Consider the following 11832-nt stretch of genomic DNA (forward strand, 5'->3'; position numbering starts at 1 on the left):
GACGGCCTGGTCGGGCCCGCAATACGACGGCCTCGTCCGCTGTTCCCCCCGACGGGCTTGTATCTTGGGCCGGTGGCTGGTGCGGCGGTGAACGGCGGGGGCGTGAGTGGCGGACGGCGGATCCGCGGACTGGACGCCGCGGAGCGCCGTGCCCGGCGCCGTGAGGATCTGCTGGACGCGGCGCTCGAACTCTTCTCCGCCCAGGGGTATCAGGACACGTCGATCGAACAGATCTGTAAGCAGGCGTTCGTCGGGACCAAGAGCTTCTACGAGGTCTTCACCGGCAAAGAGGCCGTCTACCTGGCGCTGCTCGACCGTATCGTCGCGAATGTGACCGGCCGGCTCACCTCGGCCCTGGACGGCCTCGACGGGTCCGGAGACGAGACGACGGCCGCGCGGGAGCTGCTCCGACACTTCGCGGACGCCTTCGTCGACGACGTACGGGTGGCGCGCGTGACGTTCGGCGAAGGCCGGGCCGTGACGCCACAGGCCGAGGTACACCGCCGTGACAACCGGCGCTGGGCGGCGTCCTTCGTCGAGACGGTCTGGCGTCGGCTCGGCATCACGACCGGCCCGCACGCGCGCACGGTGGCCATGGGGCTCATCGGCGGCCTCTTCGACATCATCGCGGACTGGCTGCTGGAAGCGGACACCGAACGACCGGGCGAGCGGGCGTCGCTCCAGGTCGAGCTCGACCGGTTCTACACCGTGGTCAGCTCCGGCCTCCACGCCTCCTGACCCCCCGTCACACCACGTCTTCGCCGAGCCGTCGTACCCCGCCGGGCTTTTTGGAAACGATGCCTTGTTCCCAACACGGGCACGTGCTCTACTTCCGGGTAACCTTCCGCGAACAAGGAGTCGCCCGATGGGAAAGCTCCGCACGTTCCTGGCAGCCCTCGCGCTGTCCCTCCTCGCCTCCACCACCCTGTCGGCGACAGCCGCCGCGGACAGCCCACCCCGCTCCGGCTGGAACGACTGGTCCTGCCGCCCCACCGCCGCCCACCCCGAACCGGTGATCCTCGTCCACGGCCTCGGCGGCAACAGCTGGGACAACTTTCTGACCCTCGCACCCGCGCTGCGATCCGCCGGCTACTGCGTCTACTCCGAGACCTACGGCAAAACCCTGCTCGGCGGCCTGGCCGGCGGGCTCGCCCCCATGGCCGACAGCGCCGTCGAAGTGGGCGCCTTCGTCGACCGGGTACGCGCCGCGACCGGATCGGCCAAGGTCGACATCGTCGGCCACTCCGAGGGAACCACCGTCCCCGCCTACTACATCAAGTACCTCGGCGGAGCCGCCAAGGTCGATGACTTCATCGGCTTCGGATCCAACTTCCGCGGCACCACCCTCAACGGCCTGACGAACCTGGCCGCGGCCCTCCGACTACAGGACTTGCTGACCGGCATCGGCTGCGGCGCCTGCACGGACTACCTCCCCGGCTCGCCGTTCCTGACCAAACTCAACGACGGACCCGTCGCCGTCCCCGGCCCCACCTACACCAGCATCGTCACCCGCTACGACCGGGTCGTCACCCCGTACACCAGCGGCCTGCTCACCGGGGACAACGTCACCAACATCGTGCTCCAGGACAAGTGCCGCCTCGACTCGGCCGGCCACCTCGGCCTGGCGATCGACCCCAACGTCACCCAACTCGTCCTCAACCGCCTCGACCCCCGGAACGCCCCACCGTTCCGCTGCCTGCCCTTCACCACCGCCGGCATCTGACCCGCCCCGCCCCCCACCCGGCCGAAGCGCCGATCCTCATTTCCGCGAGAGGAGTTCATCGGCCGAACCGAGACGGCACCGGAGCGCCTGTCGGCCGAGGAGTGTGACGCCGCCGATACGGCCACCGCGCGGCGGGCGACCGTGCTCGGACCACCGCGGTGTCCGTTCGGCTCCGGCCCTCCGGCCCGGATCCGTCATGCCCTGCTGAACGAACTGGAGGAAAGATCCGGCTCGCTCCGGAGCACGACTGGAGCAGTTCGCGCGGGCCGGTTCGGGGGATGCGTTCTGTTTCGTGGGTGAAGGCGGCGAGGAGCGCCCGGTCGTGTACGTGACCCTGGACGGCCAGGCGGGCCCGCGGCCGGGAGCGGCCCGATGAGCGGTACCACGCTCAGGGAGCCGCTTGAGGCCAACCTCACCTGCCCCGATCTTAGAGATGTCACACTTTGGCCATGAGTAACGCCAAGGACATCGTCCACCGGTTCCTCCTGCAGGTGCGCTCGGGTCAGCACCCCGAGCGGGCCGGTGACTTCATGGCAGACCGGGTCCGGGCCCATCAGATCGTCTCCGAGGCGCCAACGGTCGTGGAGCGGACACCGAAGGAGTACACCGAGCACATTCAGGAGATGCTCGACGCCTACGGCCCCTTCACGCTGACCGTGGACGAGCTCATCGCCGAGGGGAGCAGGGTCTACGCGCGCTGGACCCAGTACGGGCGGCACATCGGACTGGTCGATGACCACCAGCCGACCGGTGCGCCGGTCACGGCGATGACCAGCGCGGTCTACCGCGTCGAGAACGGCCTCATCGTGGAGTACTGGATCCAGATCGACCGGCAGGGGATCACCGCCCAGCTGCACCAGACGCCCACCGAGCGCTGATTTCACTCATCGGCTGAGCCGGAAGGTACGAAACGCGGTCCGCCCCGGCGCAAGGGCGCGTACGGGAAGCGTGTCGGCGTGCTCGCACCGGCCCTGTCTCACATCGTTGTCGGCTCCTACGGCCGTACCGGTGTTGTGACCGCCCGTTCGTACACTGCGGGAGTGGAAGCAAATGCAGCCATCAGGATCGACGCGCGTCCGGCGCCGGCCTTGCAACGGTATGTCGGCTCATATGTCGGTTTCGATCTTCGTGGGTTCCCGACGGGTGTGCACTGCGGCCCGCCCGGTCGTGTGCTCACGGCCGTGATCAGCCTGTCCGGCCCATTGGAAGTGGCGGCGGGCATCGGTGACGGGTCACCGGTCACCCGATTCGCCGCTGTGGCAGGCGGTCTGATGCGCCGGGCCGTCGCGATCCACCACGACGGACGCCAGGAAGGCATGCAGCTGTCGCTGACACCGCTCGGGGCCCGGGCCGTTTACGGTATGCCCGCCGCCGAGCTCGCCCATCAGGTGGTCCCACTCGACGAGCTTCTCGGAACACTCGGCTCCGAACTGGTCGACCGGCTCCGAGCGGCGACGACATGGGTGGCGCGGTTCGCCGTGCTGGACGAGTTGCTCCTGCGCGCGGTCCGACGCAGCACCGGCGGCGAGCATCTGCCCCGGGTGCGCCCCGAGGTGGCCGAGGCATGGCGGCGCCTCCTGGCCTCACGGGGCCGCGTCCAGGTCGGGACGCTGGCCGCAGAACTGGGCTGGAGCCGTCGCCACCTCACCGACCGGTTCCACGGCGAGGTGGGCCTGTCGCCGAAGACCTTCGCCCGAGTTCTGCGTTTCGAGCACGCCCACGAACTCGCGACAGCGCACGAACCGCTGCCGTGGTCCGATGTGGCGGCCGTCTCCGGCTACGCCGACCAAGCCCATCTCGTCCGGGACTGGAGAGAGTTCACGGGCCGGTCGCCGACGGCCTGGCGTCGCGGTGAAGTCCTTCTCGGGACCTGGTAGCCGTCAGCCGGTCGCCCCACGCGCCGGATGGACTGTTCCCTTTCCTTCAAGACCACCCGACCGCCGTCCTGTCACGATCGGCGGCATGAAACTCCTCCATCACGAACCCAACGCCATCGACCTGAGGACCACCCCCGTACACCTCGGACTGGGGTCGAGAGCGAAACCCGTCGAGGGCTTCTCCTGGAACCCGGAAGTACTCCAGGCATACAGCGCCGCGGTCGCGGCGGACGGCGACGAGGGCCGACTGGTGACGATCTTCGACGGCCACGGCCCCGGCGACCATTGGGAGCGCCACCCCGTCGGCGACGAACTGGTCATCTGCCTGAGCGGGTCGGTAACGGTCACCCGCGACATGGACGGGGCCCACGAACGCGTCGTGCTCGGACCTGGTGAGGCCACCGTCAACCCGGCCGGGACATGGCACGCGGTCGACATGGCGGGGCCCGCGTCCATCCTGACCATCACCGCCGGCCTCGGCACCGGCCACCGTCCCCGGGCAGAAGCACCCCCGGCCGAGCACGCCGACCCGGCCGGCCCGCGAACACCGTGACGACCCGGATCGCATGCCTCGGCGACAGCATCACCCGCGGGCAGCTCAGCGTCGACTACCTGAACCTCCTCGAACGACGCCACCCTCCCGGCGGCCTACGGCTCGCCCGCTTCGGCGTCAACGGAGACTTCGCCTACAACCTCACACGCCGCCTGGACGCCGTCGTCGCGGACCCGCCCGACGTGATCACCGTACTGATCGGGACCAACGACGCCCGGGCGAGCCTCGCCGGCTTCCCCGTCGAGCGGGCCATGAAGCGCAAACAGCTCCCCGAACGCCCGTCGGCCGACTGGTTCCAGCAGTGCCTGGCAACCGTCGTCGAACGGTTGCGAACGCAGACCGACGCGAAGATCGCCCTGCTGTCCCTCCCGGTCCTCGGCCAACAACCCGACGGAGCCGCAGCACAGGCATCACAGACGTACAGCCGCATGATCGCCGAGGTCGCGGCCACCACCAGGACGATCTATCTCCCGCTCCACGAACACCAGACCCAGGAACTGAGCCAGGCGGACCCGCCACCGATCCCCTACCAGGAGCCGACACCCGCGGCGAGCGTCGGCGTCCTCGCCCGGCGCGCCGTGCTGCGCCGCAGCCTCGACACGATCTCCCGGCGCCGAGGTCTCCTGCTCACGACCGACCACATCCACCAGAACAGCCGTGGCGCCACCCATATCACCGACGTCATCGACACCTGCCTCCCGGCCCGGAGCACGTAACCGGTGCCTGTGGCGCTCTGACCTCCCGCCCGCTCCGCTTACCCCCTGCAGACCCGCCATCCCTGGGAGAAGCCCGCCCACCCCGGCCGACTGACCTCGGTCCGCGTCCGCCGGGGGTTCAGAAACTTCCCCTCCAAAGCCCGCCTGCCCCGCCAGTGAACCGCACCCCTCAGACTCCGGCCCGAGTCGGTTACCCGGCTCGGTGAGCCGACGACCCGCCATCCACTACGACATGGGCAAGACGGTGAAGCGACCGGAAACCATCACCGAACGAAACCGGCTCGACTCGAACCTGGCACTGCCGTGGCACGCCTGGCCGGGTGCTCTCTATCGTTACGTCGTGCTCACCGAACCTGCGGTCACCCGGGACGGCTGGCGGCTCGGCAGCTTGGGCGTGGACCTGGCCCAGGAGGTCGCGGTGGCGGTAGAGGAAGGCGGGGGTTCGTGAGGCAAATACGGCATGGTGGCCTGCAATCGTTTCGGTCGAAACGATTGGGTCATCGGCGTTTATCCTCAGTGCCGTCGTTGCCAAGGCCGAGGGTTTCTGGGGCGCGCGGCGGCCGCAAGCACTCGATCGGCTGGCGGTGAAGCCGCCGCGCGGCCCAGCGTGTTGATTCACCGAGCAGTCGACAACGTAGTTCCGGTCACTCCGGTTCGAAGGCTCGCAGGGTGTCGTCACCGTCGGTCCACAAGACCCCGAGCCGCTGCCGGGCCAAGAGCCATCCGTCCCCGTCACGGCGGAACTCCCAGTCGTAGGGACCGCCCATGGAGTAGGGGGCCGAGGTTCTCCCCGGAGCGGTGACGGCGACGAACCACATGTACCCGATGCCGGTCGCCCGGTCGCCGGCCACGTGCATGTTGAGGATGTGGTGCTGAATGCTCGTGTAAGGCGACTCGGCCTCCTCCACCTTCGCGCGGATAGCCTTCCTTCCCTGGATTCGCTGCCAGGGCCCGAACTCCAGCACGGCGTCATCGGCCCAGCAGGCGGACCAGGTCCACCAGTCCTTGCAGTCCAGTGCTCGCCAGCCGCGGATCATGAGGGCGTGCAGGGCGTCCCGGTCCTCCAGGGCACGTATTCCGCGCGCCAGGTCGTCGAGAGCGGGGGTGTGCGGCATTCCGGTTCCTTCCGTCACTGGGCGCTCGCCGCAGGTCGTACGACGATCTCGTTCACGTCGACGTGCGGCGGCTGGGAGATTGCATAGGCGACCGCGTCCGCGATCGCGGACGCTGGCAGGACCACGGCGCGGTAGGTCCGCATGGCCGCCCGGGCGGCCGGATCCGCGATGCCGTCGGCGAGTTCGGACTCCGTGACGCCCGGCGAGACCAGCGTGACCCGGACGTCACCGGCAGACTCCTGACGCAGGCCCTCGGAGATCGCACGGACCGCGAACTTGGTGGCGCAGTACACGGCAGCGGTGGGAGAGACCTCGTGCGCGCCGACGGAGGCGATGTTCACGATATGCCCGCCACCTTGGGCGCGCATCACGGGCAAGGCGGCGGAGATACCGTGCAGGACACCCCGCATGTTCACGTCGATCATGCGGTCCCACTCCTCCGTCCTGAGCGCCTCCAGCGGCGACAGCGGCATCACCCCGGCGTTGTTGACCATCACGTCCACGCGGCCGTATCGCTCTTCGGCCGCTGCCACGAAGTCCCGCACGTCCACGGCCTCGGTCACGTCCAGGCGCTGGGTCGCCGCCGTCCCGCCCGCGGCGGCGATCTCCGTGACGAGTTGATCCAGGCGATCGGTGCGCCGTGCTCCCAGGAACAGGCGGTGGCCGTCGGCGGCGAGCCGGCGGGCGGTCGCCTCGCCGATCCCACTGCTGGCACCGGTGATCGCTACGACCTTGGTCTGGTCCGGCATGACTGCCCCTTATCTCTTGGTAGGGCACCGAGTCTGGGCGAGGTGTTCCAGACGGCCCAGGCCGTGTGCTGCCTGGGTGCGGTACACCCAGGCAGCACACCGGGCCCGCGGCCTAGCCTGGGCACATGACCGACAACCAGCTGGGTGACTTCCTGCGGGCGCGCCGTGCGGCCGTGCGGCCGGACGAGGTCGGGATGCCGAGCTATGGCGTGCGGAGGGTCGCCGGGCTGCGCCGCGAAGAGGTCGCCGTACTGGCAGGGGTGAACGCGGACTACTACACCCGGCTGGAACAGGGCCGCGAACGCCACCCGTCCGCGCAGGTGGTGGATGCGCTCAGCCGCGCGCTGCTGTTGGATACCGACGCCCAGGCGCACCTTCGCCAACTGTCCGGAACCGCACCGTCCCAGCGGCCCCTCGCCGCCACCGACCAGGTCACCCCCGCCCTGCGCGTCCTGCTGGACGTTTACCCCAGCACTCCGGCGTTCGTCATCAACCCGGTCCTGGACATCCTGGCCGCCAACGCCCTGGCCGAGGCCCTGTACTCCCCCTTTGAAGCGATGGACAACCTGGCCCGCATGCTCTTCCTCGACCCGGCAGGTCGGCCGTTCCACCCCCGATGGGACCGGACAGCCGAGACGGTGGTGGGGCACCTGCGCCAAGCGTCCGGCGTCGACCCGGGCAGTCCGCGCCTACGGGCTCTCATAGGCGAACTCGGCACGCACAGTGCGGACTTCGCCCGACTGTGGAACACCCACACCGTGCGCGGCAAGACCCGGGAAAACAAACACTTCCACCACCCGGACGTCGGTGGCATGACCCTCACCCACCACGCATTCGACGTGCGGGACGCCCCCGGCCAGCAGTTGATCATCTACCATGCCGAACACGGCAGCCCCAGCGCCGAGGCACTCAGCCTGCTCGGCTCCGTGCACGCCACAGCGACCGGCCCGACGGGGGCACCCACATCGGGTAGGCATGGACCGCCGACGGGGCGCCGCTCGGTGACGCTATCGACCGCCATCGTGGTGCTGGTGGACGACATGCCCGAGCTGCTCCCGGAGCACAACGAAACCCTCACCGATGCGGCTGTGTCGGCAGGGTCCTGCCCGCGAGCGCAGTCGCCAGCCGCTGGCAGCTGATGACGCTCTCCGCAGCGCGGTTCGCAACGCTCGGTGCCCGGTGCTCGGTGCCCGGAGTCCGGGCGAGTCGTGCTCATCAGGTCAGCGGCGGGTGCCTACCGAGCCGATGAATATCGACTTGGCCGCCTCCTGGATGCCTCCCGCGCTCAATTGGCAGATAACTCCTGTCCTCGTGGACAGATTGATCGCCGTCTCAGCCCTCGCCGTATGGGTGTCGTGGGCGTCGAGTCGGCAACCGCCCCGGAAGCGGCTTCGGTGGTTTTGTGAAGCATGGTTGTCTTCTTGTTCAACGAGCGCGACAGGTGTGGTGTAGTCGGTTTTTGACTACGGTAGTGGGTATGGTCGTGTGATGACGATGGGTACGGAGGATGTTCTCAGGCTGACGGTCGCTGCGATCATGCAGCTGACGGGTGAGCGGCAGGTCGATGTCGGGGCCGGGACCGGGCTCAGCCAGCTCCAGATCAGCCGGAAACAGTCCGGGAAGACCGCCTGGACTCTGAAAGACGTCGACGCCCTGGCCGCGCACTGGGGTATCCCCGTCCTCGACCTCCTGGCCGGACCCACCCACGCCACCACCCGCCTCCCCACCCGGCCCAACTCCGCCCCTGCCGGCCTGGACTCCGCCACCCACACCCCTGCCCCGCCGGGCCCGGGTTCCGCCCCACAAGGCGACGCCCTGCCTGACCCTGCCGCGCCCGTACCGTCTGGGCCCGTTCACACGCAGCAGGGCCAGACCGCGCCTGCCTCTGCTGCGCCCGACCCTGCTGCGCCTGCCTGTGCCGTGCCAGCTTCTGCCCCGCCGGGCCCGGGTTCCGTTCCACCGGGCGACGCCGTGTCTGACCCTGCCGTGCCGGTCCTTGCTGCGCCCGACCCTGCTGCGCCCGTGTCTGCCCTTCCTGACCCCGCCGCGCAGGGTTCTGTCGTGCCGGGCCTTGCCGTGCCTGTCTCCGCTCTCCTCGGTGCTGCCTCGCCACTCCGATCTCCTGCTGCGCCTGGCCCTGCGGCACCGGCCCCTGCCGCACCCGATTCCGCTTCCGATCCCGAGGCACCAGGAGCAGGCTCAGCTCTCCCACCTCCACCACCGCCTCCGCCTCCGTCTTCCGCCGTGCTGCCGGGTTCGGCCGTACCGGGTTCCGCCGCGCCGAGTCCCACGGCACCCCCCTCCGCGGTACGGGACGGCACCGTGCCTGCTTCCGCTGTGCGGGGCGATTCCGTACCGGCCTCCGCCCTGTCAGCGTGCACGGCACCGGGCGACGCCACGCCCAGCCCCAACCCCGCCCTGCCCGGCTTGTTCTCCGCTACCCCCACCCCCAGCTCTACCTCCATCCCTGCGGCCCCGGGTTCCGTCCTGCCGGGCGACGTGCTGCCCGGCCTTGTGGATGTACCGGGTGCTGCCGCGCCCGCGTCCGCCCTGCCTGACCCCGCTGCGCAGGGTTCTGCCGTGCCGACCCCGGTGGCGCCTGTTCACACCCCTTTGGGCGACGCTGTGCTTGAACCTGCCGTACCTGCTGTGCCGTGTTCAGCTCTTCCGCCCCCGGCGTCTACTGTGCCGGGCCCCGCCCTGCCGAACCCGAACCCGTCTGTTCCTGTGTCTCCCGGGCCGGGTCCGGGCTCGGTTGCGCCTGATCCCACGGCACCCGCTTCCATCGTGTCCGGTGCCGGCGGGCAGCCCGCTCACTGCCCGCCGAACACTGCTTCCCCTCTACCGGGTGCCTCTTCCTTGCCGGGTCCGGATCCGGTTGCGCCGGGCACGATCACGCCCGTTTCCCTGCCGCCGGGCCCCGCTGCCCCTAACCCTGCCTCTGCCGGGCCGGGTTCCGCCCCGCCGGGCGACGCTCAGTCTGACCCTGCCGGGCCTGTCTCCGCCCCGGCTTCGGGTCCGCCTCACCGCCCCGCGCCTGCGGTATCGCTGACCGACCGGATCCGTGCCAGCGTCGATCACCAGCTCGCCCTGGCAGGCGGTGATACGGAGACTGCCCGGACTGCTCTCGTCAAACGGGCGATCCCTGATGTCATGAAACTTTTCACGGCTTCCCGTGTCGGCGGCCGCTACGAGCACACCGACTTCCCCCCGACCGAGACCATCCTCCAAAAACGCTCCCAGAAAGGCACGGACCACATCTGGGAAGGCCGCCCCAAATGGCGCGCCACCGACCTCCACCAAGCCGCCCAGGCCGGACACATCACCCTCCACGTCACCGCCCTCGACATCAACGGCGCCTACCTCGCCGCCCTCAAAACCTGGCTCCCCATCGGCCGCCTCACCCACACCCGCCACACCACCCACGACCCCAAACGCGCCGGCCTCCACCACATCACCCCACCCCCCTGGACCATCACCGACCTCCCCTCACCCCTCGGCGCCCGCCAGCAACCCGGCCCCCTCTGGATCACCGAACCCACCCTCCGCCTCCTCCTGCGCTGCGCGGGGCAGGGGTTGTGCGAGGCTCCGGTCATCCATGAGTCGTGGACTTCCGGGGCCAGTGAGGGGCTTTTGGAGAAGCTCCGCCGGGCTCTTGCCGAGGGCCGGAAGGCTGCGATCGAGGACCAGGACGATCTGACTCTCGATTACATCAAGGCTATGTATTCGAAGTTTGTTTCCACGATCGGGGAGTCGACAGCGAACCGGGAAATCCGGCGGCCTGACTGGATGCACATCATTCGTTCCCAGGCATTTGCTAATCTATGGATGAAGGCATACAAGGCGCACGCTGCGGGTTTGACGGTTGTGGAAATGTCGGGAACTGATGAGCTCCATATTGCGGGAGACTGGCAGTCAGTTTTTGCATACGGTCGTGATCTCTCGCAGGTCAAGCCGAAGCACACCTATAGCCTCGGAGGGCATGAAGCGTGAGCGGTGCGACCGACCTGTGGGGGGAGTGGCAGAAACACGGCGCCCAGGGTGTCAGCGGAGCCCGGGCCCTGTACGCCGAGATCGAACGCGTCGCCCGCGCCGGAGGCATCGCCTCACCCGTCACCGCCTCCCGCGGCCTCGCCGCCCGCCTCCGCTACCTCGACAACCCCGTCGGCCGCGCCGAGCTGGCGGCCTGCGGTGTCAGCCGCCGCCTGCTCCGTTCCTGGGAACGCGGTGTCACTCCTTCCCCGGTCAAGCTGAAGGCCGTTGACGACGCCTACTGGGCCCGCCGCCGGTACAACCTCCTCCGCTCCGGTGCCCTCAAACGAATTCTCGACAACCACGGAATGGGCCGCCGGATGGAAATCTTCCCGGTCGACCAGAGCACCGTGTCCGAGAAATACCAGCGCATCCTTTCGGACCGCTCCATCCAGGCCCGCTATATCTGGGACGACGCGGTCAGAGCGTGGGGGGCGGACGACATCGCAACCCTCGACGAAATCTGGGACGACATCATCTCCGAACTCGACTCCGACTATTCCGCCTACGCTTACGTAAGCGCCATCGGAATCGGAGCCTGACCCACTGCCACCCGCAGAAAATGCCGACGGCCGGGACACCGCAGCCGCGATACGACCACCGGCCACGCCCAGCACGGGCCGAGCCGGCACTCGGACAGGGAAAAATTGGTCTAGACCCCTCTACTGAACCATCATTCACATGATGAAGCATCAGGAACAAACCGGGAACACCAACCCCACTCCAGCCCCATATGCGAAAAGTGACCATCAAAGCCCAGGCCAACAGAGGCCCCCAACCCGAGCAAGAGCCATAACCCAGCACCAGACAACCCCAAAAACCCACCCACAAAGCCGAGATAACTACGACCGCCCCCACCCTCCAGCTAGCCAAGGGGGAGCCCGGAGGGCGACCCCACGGGGCCGAAGGCCCCGATCGTCACCGAAGGTGACGAACCTGAGGGGCGAAGCCCCTCAACCGGGCCGAAGGCCGTAGTGGACGGTCTTCGCCAGGTCGTCGTCGGCCGCGGCGGCCGCGAACAACACCAGGCCGCCGCGCGGGGCCCGGCGCAAGGAACTTCAGGGGGA

10 protein-coding genes and 2 pseudogenes are annotated in these 11832 nt (G+C 69.0%); 10 read left to right on the plus strand and 2 right to left on the minus strand.

Annotated features, from left to right (window positions below; all coding sequences use genetic code 11):
* Positions 1 to 72: 72 nt before the first annotated feature.
* The 7 genes and pseudogenes from AB0G74_RS24310 to AB0G74_RS24340 all read left to right on the plus strand — a co-directional run.
* Positions 73 to 738, plus strand: a complete 666-nt coding sequence (locus AB0G74_RS24310) for a TetR/AcrR family transcriptional regulator (protein ID WP_361149855.1) — start codon at positions 73 to 75, stop codon at positions 736 to 738.
* Between the two features lie 127 nt (positions 739 to 865).
* Positions 866 to 1723 (plus strand): lipase, encoded by an 858-nt coding sequence (locus AB0G74_RS24315; protein WP_361149857.1) that lies wholly within the window; start codon positions 866 to 868, stop codon positions 1721 to 1723.
* Between the two features lie 449 nt (positions 1724 to 2172).
* Positions 2173 to 2601, plus strand: a complete 429-nt coding sequence (locus tag AB0G74_RS24320; RefSeq protein ID WP_361149860.1) for an ester cyclase — start codon at positions 2173 to 2175, stop codon at positions 2599 to 2601.
* Positions 2602 to 2763: 162 nt separating this feature from the next.
* The gene (locus AB0G74_RS24325; protein ID WP_361149863.1) at positions 2764 to 3600 is read left to right on the plus strand and encodes a helix-turn-helix domain-containing protein; all 837 of its coding nucleotides are present in this window, start codon (positions 2764 to 2766) and stop codon (positions 3598 to 3600) included.
* 85 nt (positions 3601 to 3685) lie between these two features.
* Positions 3686 to 4153: a cupin domain-containing protein gene (locus tag AB0G74_RS24330; protein ID WP_361149865.1), complete on the plus strand. Its 468-nt coding sequence runs from the start codon at positions 3686 to 3688 to the stop codon at positions 4151 to 4153.
* Complete coding sequence (locus AB0G74_RS24335; protein WP_361149868.1) at positions 4150 to 4869, plus strand: GDSL-type esterase/lipase family protein; 720 nt, start codon at positions 4150 to 4152, stop codon at positions 4867 to 4869. The genes AB0G74_RS24330 and AB0G74_RS24335 overlap by 4 nt, the downstream gene beginning before the upstream one ends.
* A gap of 50 nt (positions 4870 to 4919) precedes the next feature.
* Positions 4920 to 5152: pseudogene (locus tag AB0G74_RS24340) on the plus strand (transposase); the annotation flags it as partial.
* A 361-nt stretch (positions 5153 to 5513) separates the two neighbouring features.
* Here AB0G74_RS24340 and AB0G74_RS24345 read toward each other — a convergent pair.
* Both AB0G74_RS24345 and AB0G74_RS24350 read right to left on the minus strand, forming a co-directional pair.
* Positions 5514 to 5984 (minus strand): nuclear transport factor 2 family protein, encoded by a 471-nt coding sequence (locus AB0G74_RS24345; RefSeq protein ID WP_361149871.1) that lies wholly within the window; start codon positions 5982 to 5984, stop codon positions 5514 to 5516.
* A gap of 14 nt (positions 5985 to 5998) precedes the next feature.
* Entirely contained in the window at positions 5999 to 6733 is a 735-nt protein-coding gene (locus AB0G74_RS24350) for an SDR family oxidoreductase (protein WP_361149874.1), read from the minus strand.
* Between the two features lie 125 nt (positions 6734 to 6858).
* Here AB0G74_RS24350 and AB0G74_RS24355 point away from each other — a divergent pair.
* The 3 genes and pseudogenes from AB0G74_RS24355 to AB0G74_RS24365 form a co-directional block, all read left to right on the plus strand.
* Positions 6859 to 7671 (plus strand): annotated as a pseudogene (locus AB0G74_RS24355) (helix-turn-helix transcriptional regulator); the annotation flags it as partial.
* Positions 7672 to 9886: 2215 nt separating this feature from the next.
* Entirely contained in the window at positions 9887 to 10726 is an 840-nt protein-coding gene (locus tag AB0G74_RS24360) for a dihydrolipoamide S-succinyltransferase (protein WP_361149876.1), read from the plus strand.
* On the plus strand, positions 10723 to 11307 hold the full coding sequence (locus tag AB0G74_RS24365; RefSeq protein WP_361149879.1) for a hypothetical protein: 585 nt from the start codon (positions 10723 to 10725) through the stop codon (positions 11305 to 11307). Before AB0G74_RS24360 ends, AB0G74_RS24365 begins: the two co-directional genes overlap by 4 nt.
* Positions 11308 to 11832 lie beyond the last annotated feature (525 nt).

The sequence above is a fragment of the Streptomyces sp. NPDC020875 genome (assembly GCF_040641415.1).
Lineage (GTDB): Bacteria > Actinomycetota > Actinomycetes > Streptomycetales > Streptomycetaceae > Streptomyces.